The 17887-nt window shown below is 70.9% G+C and carries 17 protein-coding genes; 13 read left to right on the top strand and 4 right to left on the bottom strand.

Annotated features, from left to right (window positions below; genetic code table 11):
* The 13 genes from ACWCPY_RS07120 (at position 1) to ACWCPY_RS07060 (ending at position 14112) form a co-directional block, all read left to right on the top strand.
* Positions 1-861 carry a hypothetical protein gene (locus ACWCPY_RS07120; RefSeq protein ID WP_451263320.1) on the top strand — a complete coding sequence of 287 codons (861 nt, stop codon included), beginning with the start codon at positions 1-3 and terminating at the stop codon, positions 859-861.
* Between the two features lie 118 nt (positions 862-979).
* Positions 980-3016: an excinuclease ABC subunit UvrC gene (gene uvrC / locus ACWCPY_RS07115; protein WP_451263319.1), complete on the top strand. Its 2037-nt coding sequence runs from the start codon at positions 980-982 to the stop codon at positions 3014-3016.
* Complete coding sequence (gene rapZ, locus ACWCPY_RS07110) at positions 3013-4002, top strand: RNase adapter RapZ (protein ID WP_451263318.1); 990 nt, start codon at positions 3013-3015, stop codon at positions 4000-4002. Before uvrC ends, rapZ begins: the two co-directional genes overlap by 4 nt.
* Positions 3999-5033, top strand: coding sequence for a gluconeogenesis factor YvcK family protein (locus tag ACWCPY_RS07105; protein WP_451263317.1), 1035 nt, complete (start codon positions 3999-4001; stop codon positions 5031-5033). Before rapZ ends, ACWCPY_RS07105 begins: the two co-directional genes overlap by 4 nt.
* The gene (gene whiA / locus ACWCPY_RS07100) at positions 5024-6013 is read left to right on the top strand and encodes a DNA-binding protein WhiA (RefSeq protein ID WP_030919772.1); all 990 of its coding nucleotides are present in this window, start codon (positions 5024-5026) and stop codon (positions 6011-6013) included. Before ACWCPY_RS07105 ends, whiA begins: the two co-directional genes overlap by 10 nt.
* Positions 6014-6273: 260 nt before the next feature.
* The gene (gene gap, locus ACWCPY_RS07095) at positions 6274-7284 is read left to right on the top strand and encodes a type I glyceraldehyde-3-phosphate dehydrogenase (RefSeq protein ID WP_329816903.1); all 1011 of its coding nucleotides are present in this window, start codon (positions 6274-6276) and stop codon (positions 7282-7284) included.
* Between the two features lie 108 nt (positions 7285-7392).
* Positions 7393-8604, top strand: a complete 1212-nt coding sequence (locus tag ACWCPY_RS07090; protein ID WP_451263316.1) for a phosphoglycerate kinase — start codon at positions 7393-7395, stop codon at positions 8602-8604.
* 6 nt (positions 8605-8610) lie between these two features.
* Positions 8611-9387 carry a triose-phosphate isomerase gene (gene tpiA / locus ACWCPY_RS07085; protein ID WP_362443371.1) on the top strand — a complete coding sequence of 259 codons (777 nt, stop codon included), beginning with the start codon at positions 8611-8613 and terminating at the stop codon, positions 9385-9387.
* 115 nt (positions 9388-9502) lie between these two features.
* Complete coding sequence (gene secG, locus ACWCPY_RS07080; protein WP_093539669.1) at positions 9503-9739, top strand: preprotein translocase subunit SecG; 237 nt, start codon at positions 9503-9505, stop codon at positions 9737-9739.
* 109 nt (positions 9740-9848) lie between these two features.
* On the top strand, positions 9849-10184 hold the full coding sequence (locus ACWCPY_RS07075) for an RNA polymerase-binding protein RbpA (RefSeq protein WP_072483070.1): 336 nt from the start codon (positions 9849-9851) through the stop codon (positions 10182-10184).
* 187 nt (positions 10185-10371) lie between these two features.
* The gene (gene pgi, locus ACWCPY_RS07070; protein WP_451263315.1) at positions 10372-12024 is read left to right on the top strand and encodes a glucose-6-phosphate isomerase; all 1653 of its coding nucleotides are present in this window, start codon (positions 10372-10374) and stop codon (positions 12022-12024) included.
* A gap of 4 nt (positions 12025-12028) precedes the next feature.
* Complete coding sequence (locus tag ACWCPY_RS07065) at positions 12029-12532, top strand: PH domain-containing protein (RefSeq protein ID WP_451263314.1); 504 nt, start codon at positions 12029-12031, stop codon at positions 12530-12532.
* A complete protein-coding gene (locus tag ACWCPY_RS07060; protein WP_451263313.1) occupies positions 12529-14112 on the top strand; it encodes a PH domain-containing protein in 1584 nt (527 codons plus the stop codon). The genes ACWCPY_RS07065 and ACWCPY_RS07060 overlap by 4 nt, the downstream gene beginning before the upstream one ends.
* Before the next feature lie 6 nt (positions 14113-14118).
* Here ACWCPY_RS07060 and ACWCPY_RS07055 read toward each other — a convergent pair whose 3' ends face one another.
* The 4 genes from ACWCPY_RS07055 to zwf all read right to left on the bottom strand — a co-directional run bounded on the left by ACWCPY_RS07055 (position 14119) and on the right by zwf (position 17887).
* Positions 14119-14478, bottom strand: coding sequence for a VOC family protein (locus tag ACWCPY_RS07055; RefSeq protein ID WP_451263312.1), 360 nt, complete (start codon positions 14476-14478; stop codon positions 14119-14121).
* Positions 14479-14565: 87 nt separating this feature from the next.
* Entirely contained in the window at positions 14566-15348 is a 783-nt protein-coding gene (gene pgl / locus ACWCPY_RS07050) for a 6-phosphogluconolactonase (protein ID WP_362443356.1), read from the bottom strand.
* The gene (gene opcA / locus ACWCPY_RS07045; protein ID WP_451263311.1) at positions 15345-16358 is read right to left on the bottom strand and encodes a glucose-6-phosphate dehydrogenase assembly protein OpcA; all 1014 of its coding nucleotides are present in this window, start codon (positions 16356-16358) and stop codon (positions 15345-15347) included. Before opcA ends, pgl begins: the two co-directional genes overlap by 4 nt.
* Positions 16355-17887, bottom strand: coding sequence for a glucose-6-phosphate dehydrogenase (zwf, locus tag ACWCPY_RS07040; RefSeq protein WP_451263309.1), 1533 nt, complete (start codon positions 17885-17887; stop codon positions 16355-16357). Before zwf ends, opcA begins: the two co-directional genes overlap by 4 nt.

The raw sequence follows: 17887 nt of genomic DNA, 5'->3' as shown, positions 1-17887 counted from the left end.
ATGATCCGCAGGACCGCACGCACCGCCCGGTCCACGGCCGCCGCCCTGGCCGCCACCGGAGTCCTGGCCGGCGCCGCCCTGCTCACCGTCGCCCCGGAGGCGGCCGCTGCCACCGGACCCACCGCCGGCCCGGCCGCCCTGACCGCCGCCCGGCAGGCGGCGACCGACCCCGCGACCCTGGACACCCTGGCCCGGTTCTTCGCCCGCGAGTCCACCCTCACCAGGTCGGCGGCGCCGCCGCGCATCGAGGGTGCCGCCGTCCCCGTGCACACCCTCGATCCGGACTTCGTCGCCGGGAAGCCGGGGGCGCCCGTCGCGAGACTGGACTACCTCGCCACCACGGCCGTCGCCTCGGACGGCCGGAAGGCGTCGCTGTGGACCCTTCCGAAGGAAGGGAAGGACGGCGGCTGGCAGGTGGTGAACATCGCCACCGGCGACGACGAGACGAGGTACGCCGCCGCGGGCGCCCGGAAACTGCCCGGCGGGACGGTGTTCCGTGAGCCGCAGGTGGACGCCTGGTACGTCCAGAAGGGGGCGAGGGTGCTCCCGCTGGACCAGGACGCGGTCCGCGCCGTCGGCGCCCGCGGCACCACACTGGCCGCCTACCGCGCCCGGGTACGGGAGGCGTACGGCGACAAGCTTCCCGGCTCGGGATACGCCCGCTCCGGCAAGGCGGGCGGCTATGCCCCGCCCGCCGCCCCCGCACCCGGCAGCCGGGAGACCCGGACGGCCGCCGCGAGCACGGTGCCCGGTCCGGCCCTGACCGCCGCCTCGGCCGCCGCCGGAGCGGGCGCCCTCGTGGTGCTCGGCCTCGGCGCGTTCACCTTCCTGCGCAACCGCCGCCACCGGGAGAACCCCTGACCGGCGGCGGCACCCACTGACCCGTGCTCCGGGGCGCGCTCCCGCGATCCGCGCCCCGGAGCACGGCACCACTTCCGGTCCGGCCGCACTGTCACTGCCCGCAAGTAGGGTGGGACACATGGCAGACCCCTCCAGCTACCGCCCCAAGCCGGGACAGATCCCCGACTCCCCGGGGGTCTACAAGTTCCGCGACGAGCACCGCCGGGTGATCTACGTCGGCAAGGCCAAGAACCTGCGCCAGCGCCTGGCCAACTACTTCCAGGACCTGGCGGCGCTCCATCCGCGCACGCGCACGATGGTCACCACGGCCGCCTCGGTGGAATGGACGGTCGTCTCCACCGAGGTCGAGGCCCTCCAGCTGGAGTACTCCTGGATCAAGGAGTTCGACCCGCGGTTCAACGTCAAGTACCGCGACGACAAGAGCTATCCGTACCTCGCGGTCACGCTCAACGAGGAGTTCCCGCGCGTCCAGGTCATGCGCGGCGCCAAGAAGAAGGGCGTGCGCTACTTCGGTCCGTACGGTCACGCCTGGGCGATCCGCGAGACGGTCGACCTGATGCTCCGGGTCTTCCCGGTGCGCACGTGCTCCGCCGGAGTCTTCAGGAACGCCGCCAGGACCGGCCGTCCGTGCCTCCTCGGCTACATCGGCAAGTGCTCGGCCCCCTGTGTCGGCCGCGTCACCCCCGAGGAACACCGCGAACTGGCCGACGACTTCTGCGACTTCATGGCCGGCCGGACCGGTACGTACATCCGCCGCCTGGAGAAGGACATGATGGCGGCGGCCGAGGAGATGGAGTACGAGCGGGCGGCCCGGCTCCGCGACGACGTGGAGGCCCTCAAGCGGGCCATGGAGAAGAGCGCCGTCGTGCTGGCCGACGCCACCGACGCCGACCTCATCGCGGTCGCCGAGGACGAGCTCGAAGCCGCCGTCCAGATCTTCCACGTACGCGGCGGCCGGGTGCGCGGCCAGCGCGGCTGGGTCACCGACAAGGTCGAGAACGTCGACACCTCCGGCCTGGTCGAGCACGCCCTCCAGCAGCTGTACGGAGAGGAGGCGGGCGACGCCGTTCCCAAGGAGGTCCTCGTCCCGGCCCTGCCCGAGGACCCGGACGCGGTCTCCCAGTGGCTCGCCGGCCGCCGCGGCTCCCAGGTCAGCCTGCGCATCCCGCAGCGCGGCGACAAGAAGGACCTGATGGCGACGGTCCAGCGCAACGCCCAGCAGGCGCTCGGGCTGCACAAGACCAAGCGCGCCTCCGACCTGACCACCCGCTCCCGCGCCCTGGAGGAGATCGCCGAGGCACTCGGCCTCGACACCGCCCCGCTGCGCATCGAGTGCTTCGACATCTCGCACCTCCAGGGCGACGACGTGGTCGCCTCCATGGTCGTCTTCGAGGACGGGCTCGTCCGCAAGAGCGAGTACCGCCGCTTCCAGATCAAGGGCTTCGAGGGCCAGGACGACGTCCGGTCGATGCACGAGGTGATCGGCCGCCGCTTCAAGAGGTACCTCCAGGACAAGGAGCGCACGGGGGAGTGGGAGGAGACCCCCGCCCCGACCGGACCGGTCCCGGACACCGCGTCCGACCCGGAGACCGCCCCCGACCCGGACACCGAGCCGCGCGAGGACGACGGGCGTCCCAAGCGGTTCGCCTATCCGCCGCAGCTCGTCGTGGTCGACGGCGGCCGGCCCCAGGTCGCCGCGGCCAAGCGGGCCCTCGACGAGCTGGGGATCGACGACATCGCCGTCTGCGGCCTCGCCAAGCGCCTAGAAGAGGTCTGGCTGCCCGATGACGACGACCCCGTCGTCCTGCCCCGCTCCAGCGAGGGCCTCTATCTCCTCCAGCGGGTCCGTGACGAGGCTCACCGCTTCGCGATCACGTACCAGCGCGCCAAGCGGGCCAAGCGCCTCCGTTCCAGCCCGCTGGACGCCGTCGCAGGCCTCGGCGAAACCCGGAAACAGGCGTTGCTCAAGCATTTCGGCTCCGTGAAGAAGCTGAAGCAGGCGACAATCGACGAGATCTGCGAGGTTCCGGGGATAGGCCGCAGGACTGCGGAATCAGTGGCTGTCGCCCTCGCCTCGGCCGCCCCGGCCACGCCCGCCGTGAACACGGCGACAGGAGAGATCATTGAAGAGGACGACGGGGGCAGCACGACATGACCGACCGTGAAAACGAACACGAAGCCGAGCGCGAGCAAGAAGTCGAGCACGACGGCACCGACCGAGCAGACGGAGCAGGACACGTGAGTACGGGCACCACGATCGAGACGGGCGACGGGAATGCGACCATTCCCGAGCTGGTGATCATCTCGGGGATGTCGGGCGCCGGGCGCAGCACGGCGGCCAAGTGTCTGGAGGACCTCGGCTGGTTCGTCGTCGACAACCTGCCGCCCGCCCTGATCCCCACCATGGTCGAGCTCGGCGCCCGCTCGCAGGGCAACGTGGCACGGATCGCTGTCGTCGTCGACGTCCGCGGGCGCCGCTTCTTCGACAACCTCCGCGAATCCCTCGCCGACCTGGAGGCCAAGCACGTCACCCGGCGGATCGTCTTCCTGGAATCCTCCGACGACGCCCTCGTCCGCCGCTTCGAATCGGTCCGCCGCCCGCACCCCCTCCAGGGCGACGGCCGGATCGTCGACGGCATCGCCGCCGAGCGCGACCTGCTGCGCGAGCTGCGCGGCGACGCCGACCTGGTGATCGACACCTCCAGCCTCAACGTGCACGAGCTGCGCGCCAAGATGGACGCCCAGTTCGCCGGCGACGAGGAGCCGGAGCTGCGTGCCACGGTCATGTCGTTCGGCTTCAAGTACGGCCTGCCGGTCGACGCCGACCTGGTGGTCGACTGCCGATTCCTGCCCAACCCGCACTGGGTCCCCGAGCTGCGCCCGTTCACCGGGCTCAACGAGGAGGTCTCCGCCTACGTCTTCGACCAGCCCGGCGCCAAGGAATTCCTCAACCAGTACACGGAGCTGCTCCAGCTCATCGCCGCCGGGTACCGCCGCGAGGGCAAGCGCTATGTGACGATCGCCGTCGGCTGCACCGGCGGCAAGCACCGTTCGGTCGCCATGTCCGAGAAGCTGGCGGCCCGGCTCGCGACCGAAGGCATCGAGACCGTCCTCGTCCACCGGGACATGGGGCGCGAGTGACCAGCCGCAATCTGCGCCTGCGGCGGCTGCGCAGAGCCACCTCCGCGCTGGCCGGCCGCAAGCGCGGCGCGCAGCCCAAGGTCGTCGCACTCGGCGGCGGCATGGGGCTGTCCGCGTCGCTCGCGTCGCTCCGCCGGATCACCGGCGATCTCACCGCCGTGGTCACCGTCGCCGACGACGGCGGCTCCAGCGGCCGGCTCCGCGAGGAGCTCGGCGTACTGCCGCCCGGCGACCTGCGCAAGGCGCTCGCCGCCCTGTGCGGCGACGACGACTGGGGCCAGACCTGGGCCCGGGTGATCCAGCACCGCTTCCAGTCCAAGGGCGATCTGCACGAGCACGCGGTCGGCAATCTGCTGATCGTCGCCCTCTGGGAGCAGCTCGGCGACCACGTCCAGGCACTCGACCTGGTCGGCAGGCTCCTCGGGGCGCACGGCCGGGTGCTGCCCATGTCCGCCGTGCCGCTGGAGCTCCAGGCCCTGGTCCGGGGACACGACCCGGCCCGCCCGGACGACGTGGACACCGTGCGCGGCCAGGCCACCGTGGCGCTCACCCCCGGCGAGGTGCAGTCCGTGCACCTCGTCCCGAACGACCCGCCGGCGGTCCCCGAGGCCGTCGCCGCGGTGCTCGACGCCGACTGGGTGGTGCTCGGCCCGGGGTCCTGGTTCTCCTCGGTGATCCCGCACCTGCTCGTCCCCGAACTGCTCGACGCGCTCATCGAAACCAAGGCCCGCAAGGTCCTCTCGCTCAACCTCGCACCGCAACCCGGTGAAACTGATGGCTTCTCCCCGCAGCGTCATTTGGAGGTTTTGGGACGACACGCCCCTAAACTCGCCCTGGACGTGGTGCTGGCCGACGAAGCCGCTGTGCCCGATCGTGAGTCCCTCGCCGATGCCGCCAAACGGCTCGGCGCCGCGGTCGAGCTGGCGCCGGTGGCCTCACCCGACGGCGTTCCGATTCATGATCCGGAGCTGTTGGCCGCCGCGTACGACCGTATTTTTCGGATGCATGGAAGGATCGGCCCATGGCGATGACGCCGGCGGTGAAGGACGAAATCTCTCGGCTTCCCGTGACCCGGACCTGCTGCAGGAAGGCAGAGGTTTCGGCGATTCTTCGGTTCGCGGGTGGGCTGCACCTGGTGAGCGGCCGGATTGTGATCGAGGCGGAGCTGGACACCGCGATGGCGGCGCGCCGGCTCAAGCGGGACATCCTCGAGATCTTCGGGCACAGCTCGGAGCTGATCGTGATGGCCCCCGGAGGTCTGCGGCGCGGCTCCCGCTACGTCGTACGGGTGGTGGCCGGCGGCGACCAGCTGGCCCGCCAGACCGGCCTGGTGGACGGCCGGGGCCGCCCCATCCGCGGGCTGCCCCCACAGGTGGTCTCGGGGGCCACCTGCGATGCCGAGGCGGCCTGGCGCGGAGCCTTCCTGGCCCATGGCTCGCTCACCGAGCCGGGCCGCTCCTCCTCGTTGGAGGTGACCTGCCCCGGCCCCGAGGCGGCGCTCGCACTGGTCGGCGCGGCCCGCAGGCTCTCCATCGCGGCCAAGGCCCGCGAGGTGCGCGGGGTGGACCGGGTCGTCGTCCGCGACGGCGACGCGATCGGCGCGCTGCTCACCCGGCTGGGCGCCCATGAGTCGGTGCTGGCCTGGGAGGAGCGGCGGATGCGCCGCGAGGTCCGGGCCACCGCCAACCGGCTCGCCAACTTCGACGACGCCAACCTGCGCCGTTCCGCGCGGGCAGCGGTCGCCGCGGGCGCCCGGGTGGGGCGCGCGCTGGAGATCCTGGGCGAGGAGGTGCCCGAGCACCTCGCGGCTGCCGGACGGCTGCGCATGGAGCACAAGCAGGCCTCCCTGGAGGAGCTGGGCGCGCTCGCCGACCCGCCGCTGACCAAGGACGCGGTCGCCGGCCGGATCCGCCGGCTGCTGGCGATGGCCGACAAGAGGGCCCAGGACCTGGGTATCCCGGGCACCGAATCCACCCTCAGCGAGGAGCTCGCCGACGGCCTGGTGGGCTGACCCGGGGCGGAGACGAAACCGGCCGGATCCGGGACACGCCGAGCTCCCAGGGATGTTGACGCTGCGTAATTTTCGCAGCGTGTGCGAACGAACATCCGGAGGCCCGTACTCCTACCGAGGGGTACGGGCCTCCGGCGTTCCCGAGGCCCCGCTCGATGTCACCCCGGAGCCCTCGGAGAGGTAGGGTCGGAGGCGGTCGGGGACATCTCATACAACTCGCCGGGGTGAAAACCCCGCGTACCTAACGAGGAGATCGGTTCGTGACGATCCGCGTAGGCATCAACGGCTTTGGCCGCATCGGTCGTAACTACTTCCGCGCGCTGCTGGAGCAGGGTGCGGACATCGAGATCGTGGCTGTCAACGACCTGGGTGACACCGCGACCACGGCCCACCTGCTGAAGTACGACACCATCCTGGGTCGTCTGAAGGCAGAGGTCAGCCACACCGCCGACACCATCACCGTCGATGGTCACACGATCAAGGTTCTCTCCGAGCGCAACCCGGCCGACATCCCCTGGGGTGAGCTGGGCGTCGACATCGTCATCGAGTCGACCGGCATCTTCACGAAGAAGGCCGACGCCGAGAAGCACATCGCGGGCGGTGCCAAGAAGGTCCTCATCTCGGCTCCGGCCAAGGACGAGGACATCACCATCGTGATGGGCGTCAACCAGGACAAGTACGACGCGGCCAACCACCACGTCATCTCCAACGCGTCCTGCACGACCAACTGTGTCGCGCCGATGGCCAAGGTTCTGGACGAGAACTTCGGCATCGTCAAGGGCCTCATGACGACGGTCCACGCGTACACCAACGACCAGCGGATCCTGGACTTCCCGCACTCGGACCTGCGTCGCGCCCGCGCCGCCGCCGAGAACATCATCCCGACCACCACCGGTGCCGCCAAGGCCACCGCCCTGGTGCTCCCGCAGCTGAAGGGCAAGCTGGACGGCATCGCCATGCGCGTCCCGGTCCCGACCGGCTCGGCCACCGACCTGGTCGTCGAGCTGCAGCGCGAGGTCACCAAGGACGAGGTCAACGCCGCGTTCAAGAAGGCCGCGGACGACGGCGACCTCAAGGGCATCCTGTACTACACCGAGGACCCGATCGTGTCCTCGGACATCGTCAGCGACCCGGCGTCCTGCACCTTCGACTCCTCGCTGACCATGGTTCAGGAGGGCAAGTCGGTGAAGATCCTCGGCTGGTACGACAACGAGTGGGGTTACTCCAACCGCCTCGTCGACCTGACCGTCTTCGTCGGCAGCCAGCTCTGACCGTCGAACCGGCAGGCACCCAGATGTGAGCACGGGGCTCGAACAGCGCAACGCCGCGCCGTTCGGGCCCCGTCGCATGCTCTCCCGCCCTCCAAGGAGTCCAGCAAGATGAAGACGATCGACGAACTGATTGCCGAAGGGGTCAACGGCAAGCGCGTATTCGTCCGCGCCGACCTCAACGTGCCGCTGAGCGGCACCACCATCACCGACGACGGCCGCATCCGCGCCGTCCAGCCGACCGTGGAGAAGCTCGTCGCGGCCGGCGCGCGGGTCATCGTCGCCTCGCACCTGGGCCGCCCCAAGGGCGCCCCGGACCCGGCCTTCTCGCTGGCGCCCGCCGCCGCCCGTCTCGGTGAACTCATCGGCGCCGACGTGGCCTTCGCGACCGACACGGTCGGCGAGTCCGCCCGCGCCACGGTCGCCGCGCTCGGTGACGGCGAGGTCGCCGTCCTGGAGAACCTCCGCTTCAACCCCGGCGAGACGTCCAAGGACGACGCCGAACGCGGCGCGTTCGCCGACCGGCTGGCCGAGCTCGCCGACCTGTACGTGGGCGACGGCTTCGGCGCCGTGCACCGCAAGCACGCCTCGGTCTTCGACCTCCCGGCCCGGCTGCCGCACGCCGCCGGTGACCTGATCGCCACCGAGGTCGGCGTCCTGAAGAAGCTCACCGAGAACGTGGAGCGCCCCTACGCCGTGGTGCTCGGCGGCTCCAAGGTCTCCGACAAGCTCGGCGTCATCGACCACCTCCTGGAGCGCGCCGACCGCATCCTGATCGGCGGCGGCATGGCGTACACCTTCCTCAAGGCCCAGGGCCACGAGGTCGGCAGCTCGCTCCTCCAGGAGGACCAGATCCCGGCGGTGCTGGAGTACCTCAAGCGGGCCGAGGACAAGGGCGTGGAGTTCGTGCTCCCCGTCGACGTGGTGGTCTCCGAGCAGTTCCCGGACCTCAAGGCCAAGGCCCCGACCGAGCACCGCACCGTGCCCGCGGACGCCATGCCGGCCGGGTTCATCGGCCTGGACAACGGCCCGGGGACCAACGCGCTGTACGCATCGAAGCTCGCCGACGCGGCCACCGTCTTCTGGAACGGCCCGATGGGCGTCTTCGAGCACCCCGACTACGCCGAGGGCACCCGGGCCGTCGCCCAGGCCCTCGTGGACTCCTCGGGCTTCAGTGTCGTCGGCGGTGGCGACTCCGCCGCGGCCGTCCGCACCCTGGGCTTCGACGAGAATGCATTCGGACACATCTCGACCGGTGGCGGTGCCAGCCTCGAATACCTCGAGGGCAAGACGCTTCCCGGGCTCGCCGCACTGGAGGACTGACCTTTCATGACCACTCGTACCCCGCTGATGGCGGGCAACTGGAAGATGAACCTCAACCACCTCGAGGCCATCGCACACACCCAGAAGCTCGGCTTCGCGCTGACCGACAAGGACTACGACGTCGTCGAGGTCGCCGTCCTGCCGCCCTTCACCGACCTGCGCTCCGTGCAGACCCTGGTCGAGGGCGACAAGCTGAAGATCAAGTACGGCGCCCAGGACATCTCGGCGCACGACTCCGGCGCGTACACCGGTGAGATCTCCGGCCCGATGCTCGCCAAGCTGCGGTGCACCTACGTGGCCGTCGGCCACAGCGAGCGCCGGCAGTACCACGGCGAGACCGACGAGATCTGCAACGCCAAGGTGAAGGCCGCGTACAAGCACGGCCTGACCCCGATCCTCTGCGTCGGCGAGGGTCTGGACGTCCGCAAGGCCGGTGACCAGGTCTCCTACACCCTGGCGCAGCTCGACGGCGGCCTGAAGGACGTCCCGGCCGAGCAGGCCGAGTCCGTCGTGATCGCGTACGAGCCGGTCTGGGCCATCGGAACCGGTGAGGTCGCCACCCCCGAGGACGCCCAGGAGGTCTGCGGTGCGATCCGCGGCAGGCTGGCCGAGCTGTACTCGCAGGAGCTGGCCGACGCCGTCCGTATCCAGTACGGCGGCTCGGTGAAGTCCGGCAATGTCGCCGCGATCATGGCGCAGCCCGACGTGGACGGCGCGCTGGTCGGCGGTGCCGCGCTGGACGCCGACGAGTTCGTCAAGATCGTCCGCTTCCGCGACCAGTGAGTATGCGGTAGCGCGGATCCGTCGTACCCTTGCGGGGGCCGTGGAGGGTGTAGCCTCCCGGCCCCCGTCGTTCGCACATGCAGTCCAGAGGAATTCCGGAAAGTAGGGACCAGCCGTGATTTTGGCGTTCGAGATCGCCCTGATCGTCTTCAGCCTGCTGCTGATGCTGCTGGTGCTGATGCACAAGGGAAAGGGCGGCGGCCTCTCCGACATGTTCGGTGGCGGCATGCAGTCCTCGGTCGGCGGCTCCTCGGTCGCCGAACGGAACCTCGACCGGATCACCGTGGTCGTCGGTCTGGCATGGTTCGCGTGCATTGTTGTGCTTGGTCTGCTGATCAAGCTGGACAACTGACCCGTCGTACGCGATTCCCGGTGATGGTGTAACTCCTTTCACTGGACGCGCGTTGGGCCTTACGTAGACTGGGGCATCTTCGAGCACCATCACGCAGGGAGTTACGACCGTGGCAAGTGGCAACGCGATCCGGGGAAGCCGGGTCGGAGCGGGGCCGATGGGGGAGGCCGAGCGCGGTGAGTCCGCGCCGCGCCTCCGCATCTCCTTCTGGTGCTCGAACGGGCACGAGACGCAGCCGAGCTTCGCCAGTGACGCGCAGGTACCGGAGACTTGGGACTGCCCGCGCTGCGGCTTCCCGGCAGGACAGGACCGGGACAGCCCGCCGGACCCGCCGCGCACCGAGCCGTACAAGACGCACCTCGCATATGTGCGCGAGCGGCGCAGCGACGCGGACGGCGAGGCCATCCTCGCCGAGGCCCTGGCGAAACTCCGGGGCGAGATCTAGAAGTTCACCGGCCGGGCACCCACAGGGTGTCCGGCCGGACCGTTTCAGGGCCTGTCCGGCCCTGCTCCGCCGGACAGGCCCTGGCCGTGCCGCAGGTCTCCATTGCCTCGTCCGCCCCTCCGATCAATTAGGTTGGAGGGGCAGCGGGGCATCTGCAGGCACGAGAAGAATTGGGCTGATATCCGGGATGAATACAAGAAGCCGAACCAGGCTCAACCAGACGCCCGAGTGGACCGCTCTGGGCAAGCACCGCGAGCAGCTCGGAGCGACACATCTGCGCCGGCTCTTCGCGGACGATCCGCAGCGCGGCACCGGATACACCCTCACGGTCGGCGATCTCTACGTCGACTACTCCAAGCACCTGGTCACCGACGAGACGCTGCGGCTGCTGCGCGAGCTCGCCGCCGCCACCGGGGTGGCCGGGCTGAGGGACGCGATGTTCCGCGGCGAGAAGATCAACACCACCGAGGACCGCGCGGTCCTGCACACCGCGCTGCGTGCCCCGCGCGACGCGGTGATCGAGGTCGACGGCGAGAACGTGGTGCCGGGTGTGCACGCGGTGCTCGACCGGATGGCGGCGTTCTCCGACCGCGTCAGGTCGGGGGAGTGGACCGGTCACACCGGCAAGCCCATCAAGAACGTCGTCAACATCGGCATCGGCGGCTCCGACCTCGGCCCCGCCATGGCGTACGAGGTGCTGCGCTCCTTCACGGACCGCGAGCTGACCGTCCGCTTCGTGTCGAACGTCGACGGCGCCGACCTCCATGAGGCGGTGCGGGATCTCGACCCCGCCGAGACTCTCTTCGTCATCGCGTCGAAGACGTTCACGACGATCGAGACGATCACCAACGCCACCTCCGCCCGCAACTGGCTGCTGACCGGTCTGAACGCCGGTCAGGACGCGGTCGCCAAGCACTTCGTGGCGCTGTCGACGAACGCCGGCAAGGTCGCGGAGTTCGGCATCGACACCGCCAACATGTTCGAGTTCTGGGACTGGGTCGGCGGCCGTTACTCCTACGACTCCGCCATCGGCCTCTCGCTGATGGTCGCCATCGGCCCGGAGCGGTTCCGCGAGATGCTCGACGGCTTCCACCTCGTCGACGAGCACTTCCGCACCGCCCCCGCCGAGTCCAACGTCCCGCTGCTGCTGGGCCTGTTGGGTGTCTGGTACGGGGCGTTCTTCGACGCCCAGTCGCATGCCGTGCTGCCGTACAGCCACTATCTGTCCAAGTTCACCGCGTACTTGCAGCAGCTGGACATGGAGTCCAACGGCAAGTCCGTGGACCGGGACGGCAACCCGGTCGACTGGCAGACCGGACCGGTCGTCTGGGGCACCCCCGGCACCAACGGACAGCACGCCTACTACCAGCTGATCCACCAGGGCACCAAGGTCATCCCGGCCGACTTCATCGGCTTCGCCGAGCCGGTCGCCGATCTGCTGCCCGGCCTGATCGCCCAGCACGATCTGCTGATGGCCAACTTCTTCGCCCAGACCCAGGCGCTGGCCTTCGGCAAGACGCCGGAGGAGGTCCGCGCCGAGGGCGTCGCCGAGGAACTGGTGCCGCACAAGACCTTCCGGGGCAACCACCCGACGACGACGATCCTCGCCGACCGGCTCACCCCGTCCGTGCTCGGCCAGCTGATCGCGCTGTACGAGCACAAGGTCTTCGTCCAGGGCGCCGTCTGGAACATCGACTCCTTCGACCAGTGGGGCGTCGAACTCGGCAAGGTCCTCGCCAAGAAGATCGAGCCGGTGCTCACCGAGGGCAAGGGGAGCGAGCAGCTGGACAGCTCGACCGCCGCGCTCGTCGACGCGTACCGCGCCCGCCGGGGGCGCTGAGCCGATGACCACGGGGGAGGGGACGGTGCGGCTGCGGCCGCCGAACAACACGCTGGACCCGAGGGCCGTGGGGTGGTGGCGGACGCAGTGGGTGCTGCTGACCGCCGCCCCCGTGGTCGTCCTGGCCGTGCTGGGCGCGCTCATCGGGCCCGCCCGGTTCTGGCTGCTGCTGCCCGCCGCGGTCCTCGCGGTCCTCGGCACCGGCTGCGCCGTCCTCCTCCCCGCCTGGTGGTTCCGCACCCACCGCTGGGAGGTCACCGACGAAGCGGTGTACGTCAGGACCGGGGTCTTCCGGCAGGAGTGGCGGATCGCCCCGATGTCCCGGATCCAGACCGTGGACACCGTGCGCGGACCGCTCGAACAGCTCTTCAGGCTCGCCACGGTCACCGTCACCACCGCCTCGGCCAAGGGCGCGGTGCGGATCGAGGGCCTCGACCACGAGACGGCGGCCGGGCTGGCCGAGCGGCTGACCCGGATCACCCAGGACACCCCCGGGGACGCCACATGAGCTCCGGGACGGCGCTCTCCCCCTTCCCGGACGCCGGGGACGACCGGAGCCCGGCCCAGGAACCCGGCGCGGCGGCCGGCACCGCCGACTGGCGGCGGCTGGACCGGCGCACGGTCCTCCTCAGCGCACTCCTCACGGCCGGAGTCGCGGCCGGCGCGGCCGTGCCGACCACGCTCGGCCTGTCCGGGCGGCTCGGCCTCGGGCCCGCGATCGCCTGGGTCGTCGCCGGGTCGGTCCTGCTGATCGGCTCCGCGGCGGCGGGCGATCTCGTACGGTGGCGTCGCACCCGCTACCGCGTCGGCGCCGACCGGGTCGAACTCCACACCGGGCTGCTCCTGGTCAAGAAGCGCTCACTGGCCCGTGAACGCATCCGCAGCGTCGACGTCACCGCCCATCCGCTGCAACGGGTGCTCGGCCTGGTCACCGTCCGCATCGGCACCGGCGAGCACTCCGGCAACGACTCCACCCTCGAACTCGACCCGGTCACCCGGCCCGAGAGCGAACGGCTCCGCCGCGAGCTGCTGGCACGCGCGGCCACCGGCACCCCGGGCACCCACCGCGAGGGCGAACTCGCCGCCCTTGACCCGCGCTGGATCCGCTACGCACCGGTCTCCTTCGTCGCCCCCGCGCTCGGCGGTGCGGCGGCCGGCGCCGTGATGCAGGTCAGCGACTGGTTCGGGGCCCAGGGTCAGGTGATCGAGTGGGTCGGCGACCGCTTCCGGGACACCTCGCTGCTCACCATGATCGTGATCCTCGCCCTCGCCGCGGTGCTCGCCGGAGTCGTCGGCGCGCTCGGCCTGTGGGTCGAGATGTGGTGGAACTACCGGCTGGAGCGCGAGCCGGGCGGCACCCTGCGCATCCGGCGCGGACTGCTGACCTCCCGCTCCGTCTCCATCGAGGAGCGCCGGCTGCGCGGGGTCGACCTCGTCGAACCGCTCGGCATCCGGACCTTCGGCGCGGCCCGGGTCGACGCCATCACCACCGGACTGGCCAAGGACGACGAGGAGCAGCACGGCGACCACAACACCCTGCTGCCCGCCGCGCCCAGAGCCGTCGCCGACGCGGTGGCCGCCGACGTCCTGCGCGAGACCACGTCCCCGACCGGCGCAGGGCTCACCGGGCACCCCCTCGCGGCCCGTGGCCGCAGGCTGCGCCGGGCGCTCTGGGCCGTCGTGGTCCCGGTGCTGGTGCTGGCTCTCCTGGGCGTGCTGCTGACACCCGTACTGCTCTGGGCCGCGCTCGGCTGCGCCGCCGTGGGGTCGGTGGCCGGGGTGTTCCTGGCCCGGGACGCCTACCGCGGGCTGGGGCACACCATCAGCGGCGACTACCTGGTGGTGAGGTCCGGCAGCGTCAGGCGTTCGACCGCCGCGCTGGAGCGGGCCGGAGTCATCGGCTGGACGGTCCGCCAGACGTACTTCCAGCGGCGGGCCGGGGTGCTGAGCGTCACCGCGACGACGGCCGCCGGAGCGGGCGCGTACACGGCGTACGACACGGATGTGAGCGAGGGCCTGGAGTTCGCCTCCGAGGCCGTGCCCGGCCTGCTGGAGCCCTTCCTGGAGCGCGTCCCGCCCACCGGGTGACCCCCGTCAGCCGTGAGTGGTGTCGATGACGCAGAAGCGATTGCCCTCGGGGTCCGTCAGCACCACGAAATCCGGGTCGTCCGGGTACAGGTCCCAGTCTGCCCGCGCCGCCCCGAGCGCGATCAGCCGGTCCACCTCGGCGTCCTGCTCCTCGGTGTACAGATCGAGGTGGACCCGGGGGACCTCCTGCACCGGCGTACCGCTGCGGCCCAGGGCCAGCCCGGCGCCGGACCCCTCGGCCGGGACCAGTACCACCCAGTCGTCCTTCGCCGGCCCACGCTCCACATAACCGAGGGCCGCCTTCCAGAACTCCGCCGCACGCCGTACGTCCGACGCGCCCATCACCACGGTTCCGATACGCACCATGGCCCGAGTCTCGCACGCCGCCCATGGGACGGGCCCGGCCGCTCCGAGGAGCGAACCGGGCCCGTGCGCCACTGTGCTGACGATCCCTCAGGGGGAGGCCGGCGGATACAGCGCGCGCGGCAGCCGGGAGGCCGCCGCCGCGTCCATCAGCCACAGGGTGCGGCTGCGGCCGTACGCGCCTGCCGCCGGGGCCTGGATCTCCCCGGCACCCGAGAGCGCGATCTCCGCGGCCTCCGCCTTGTCCTCGCCCGCGGCGAGCAGCCACACCTCGCGCGCCGCCCGGATCGCGGGCAGCGTGAGCGAGACGCGGGTGGGCGGCGGCTTGGGGGCGCCGTGCACACCGACGACGGTGCGCTCGGTCTCCCGTACCGCGGGCAGCTCCGGGAAGAGCGACGCGACATGTGTGTCCGGGCCGACGCCCAGCATCAGCACGTCGAACGTCGGCACCGGGCCGTGGTCCTCGGGACCGGCCGCGGCGGCCAGCTCCGCGGCGTACGAGGCCGCCGCGGCGTCGGCGTCGTTGCCGAACGGGCCGTCCGAAGCGGGCATCGCGTGCACCCGGGACGGGTCCAGCTCCACCGAGTCCAGCAGGGCCTCGCGGGCCTGCGTGACATTGCGCTCCGGATCGCCCTCCGGCAGGAACCGCTCGTCGCCCCACCACAGGTCGAGCCGCGACCAGTCGATCGCGTCCCTGGCGGGCGCACCGGCGAGCGCGGCCAGCAGGCCGTTGCCGTTGCGCCCGCCGGTGAGCACCACCGAGGCGTAGCCGCGTGCGGCCTGGGCGTCCACGACCCTCGTGATCAGCCGGGCCGCGGCGGCCTGCGCCATCAGCTCCTTGTCGCGGTGCACGACGAGTTGAGGGGCACTCACTTCGACGCCGCCTTCTTGGCCGCGGTCTTCTTCGCGGCGGCCGGGGCGGTGGCCGGACCGGGCTCGGCCGGCTTCGGCTCCGCCGGTCCGCCGAGCTGTGCCACGCCGAACTTCACCGTCGCCTCGTAGGTGTTGTCCGGGTCCAGACGGCGCAGCTCCTCGGCGAGCAGCTCGGCGGTGTCCCGCCGCTTGAGCGCCACGGCGCGGTCCGGCTGGCCCTGCATCGAGAGCGTGGCCAGCGAACCGTCGGGACGGTCCAGGACGATGACCCCGTTCTTGGTCTCCATCCGCACGGCCGTCAGACCGGGACCGGCGGAGACGGTGCGCTCCACCGGCACCCCCAGGCGGTCCGCGAGCCACATGGCCAGCAGCTCGCAGCTCGGGTTCTCCGACTCGCCCTCGACCGTCGCCGAGACGAGCTCGACATGCTGCTGGTCGAGCGCGGCGGCCAGCATCGAGCGCCACGGCGTGATGCGGGCCCAGGCCAGATCGGTGTCGCCCGGGGTGTACGAGTCGGCGCGCGCCGCCAGCTCCCTGGCCGGGTCCTCCGCCGAGTACGCGTCCGTGATCCGGCGCTGGGCGAGCGCGCCCAGCGGGTCCTTCGCCGGATCGGCGGGGGCGTCCTCGGGCCACCAGACCACGACCGGGGCGTCCGGCAGCAGCAGCGGCAGGACCACCGACTGGGCGTGGTTGACCAGCTCGCCGTGGAGACGCAGCACGACCGTCTCGCCGGTGCCCGCGTCGGAACCGACCCGCACCTCGGCGTCGAGCCGGGCGTCCCGGCGGCTGCGCGGCGAGCGGCTGACCCGCTTGATCACCGCGATGATCCGCGAGGGATGCTCGCGCGAGGCGTCACCGGCCGACTTGAGCGCGTCGTAGGCGTTCTCCTCGTCGGTGACGATGACCAGGGTGAGCACCATGCCGATGGCCGGGGTGCCGATGGCACGGCGGGCCGAGACCAGCGCCTGGTTGATCTTGCTGGAAGTGGTCTCCGTGAGATCGATCTTCATGGCCGGCGCCAGCTCCGTCCGTCTCGTGCGAGCATCTCGTCGGCCTCGGCCGGACCCCAGGTGCCCGCCGGGTACTGGGCGGGCTTGCCGTGCTTGTCCCAGTACTCCTCGATCGGGTCGAGGATGTTCCAGGAGAGTTCGACCTCCTGGTGCCGGGGGAAGAGGTTGGCATCGCCGAGCAGCACATCGAGGATGAGCCGCTCGTAGGCCTCCGGGCTGGACTCCGTGAAGGACTCGCCGTACGCGAAGTCCATCGTGACGTCCCGGACCTCCATCGAGGTGCCGGGCACCTTGGAGCCGAACCGCACGGTCACGCCCTCGTCCGGCTGGACCCGGATGACCAGGGCGTTGCCGCCCAGCTCCTCGGTGGCGCCGGACTCGAAGGGCAGGTACGGGGCCCGCTTGAAGACGACCGCGATCTCCGTGACCCGGCGGCCGAGCCGCTTTCCGGTACGGAGGTAGAACGGCACGCCCGCCCAGCGGCGGTTGTTGATCGTCAGCTTGATCGCGGCGTAGGTGTCGGTCTTCGACTTGGGGTCGATGCCGTCCTCTTCGAGGTAGCCGGGGACCTCCTCGCCGCCCTGCCACGCGTGCACGTACTGGGCGCGCACCGTGTGCTTGCCCAGGTCCTCCGGCAGCTCCACCGCCGTGAGCACCTTGAGCTTCTCGGCGACCAGGGCCTTCGGGTGGAAGGAGCCGGGCTCCTCCATCGCGGTCAGCGCCAGCAGCTGGAGCAGGTGGTTCTGGATGACGTCACGGGCGGCGCCGATGCCGTCGTAGTAGCCGGCCCGGCCGCCGATGCCGATGTCCTCGGCCATCGTGATCTGGACGTGGTCGACGTACGACCTGTTCCAGATCGGCTCGAACATCGTGTTGGCGAACCGCAGCGCCAGGATGTTCTGGACGGTCTCCTTGCCCAGGTAGTGGTCGATCCGGAAGACCTCGTTGGGCGGGAACACGTCGTGCACGATCTGGTTGAGCTCCTGAGCGCTCTTCAGGTCGTGGCCGAAGGGCTTCTCGATGACGGCACGCCGCCAGGAGCCCTCCTTCTGGTCGGCGAGTCCGTGCTTCTTGAGCTGCTGGACGACCTTGGGGAAGAACTTCGGCGGCACGGACAGGTAGAAGGCGAAGTTGCCGCCCGTGCCCTGCGCCTTGTCCAGCTCCTGGATCGTGGTCTTCAGCTGCTCGAAGGCGTCGTCGTCGTCGAAGTTGCCCTGGACGAAGCGCATCCCCTGGATGAGCTGCTGCCAGACCTCTTCGCGGAACGGCGTGCGCGCGTGCTGCTTGACGGCGTCGTGGACCTCCTGTGCGAAGTCCTCGTCCTGCCACTCACGGCGCGCGAAACCGATGAGGGAGAAGCCCGGCGGCAACAGGCCGCGATTGGCCAGGTCGTAGACGGCGGGCATCAGCTTCTTGCGGGACAAATCGCCCGTGACTCCGAAGATCACCAGACCCGACGGTCCCGCGATGCGCGGGAGCCGTCGGTCCTGGGGGTCACGAAGCGGGTTGGCTCCGGGAACACCAGACAA

The sequence above is a fragment of the Streptomyces sp. NPDC002403 genome (assembly GCF_053593015.1).
Note: the sequence above shows the minus strand (reverse complement) of the source record. Positions and strands in the feature narration are given on the sequence as shown.

Bases quoted from the DNA above. Each gene is read 5' to 3' on its own strand.
- ACWCPY_RS07055 (WP_451263312.1), bottom strand. From the start codon at position 14,478: ATGGTGCGTATCGGAACCGTGGTGATGGGCGCGTCGGACGTACGGCGT.
- uvrC (WP_451263319.1), top strand. From the start codon at position 980: ATGGCAGACCCCTCCAGCTACCGCCCCAAGCCGGGACAGATCCCCGAC.
- tpiA (WP_362443371.1), top strand. From the start codon at position 8,611: ATGACCACTCGTACCCCGCTGATGGCGGGCAACTGGAAGATGAACCTC.
- opcA (WP_451263311.1), bottom strand. From the start codon at position 16,358: ATGAAGATCGATCTCACGGAGACCACTTCCAGCAAGATCAACCAGGCG.
- rapZ (WP_451263318.1), top strand. From the start codon at position 3,013: ATGACCGACCGTGAAAACGAACACGAAGCCGAGCGCGAGCAAGAAGTC.
- ACWCPY_RS07065 (WP_451263314.1), top strand. From the start codon at position 12,029: ATGACCACGGGGGAGGGGACGGTGCGGCTGCGGCCGCCGAACAACACG.
- pgi (WP_451263315.1), top strand. From the start codon at position 10,372: ATGAATACAAGAAGCCGAACCAGGCTCAACCAGACGCCCGAGTGGACC.
- ACWCPY_RS07090 (WP_451263316.1), top strand. From the start codon at position 7,393: ATGAAGACGATCGACGAACTGATTGCCGAAGGGGTCAACGGCAAGCGC.
- ACWCPY_RS07060 (WP_451263313.1), top strand. From the start codon at position 12,529: ATGAGCTCCGGGACGGCGCTCTCCCCCTTCCCGGACGCCGGGGACGAC.
- whiA (WP_030919772.1), top strand. From the start codon at position 5,024: ATGGCGATGACGCCGGCGGTGAAGGACGAAATCTCTCGGCTTCCCGTG.
- ACWCPY_RS07120 (WP_451263320.1), top strand. From the start codon at position 1: ATGATCCGCAGGACCGCACGCACCGCCCGGTCCACGGCCGCCGCCCTG.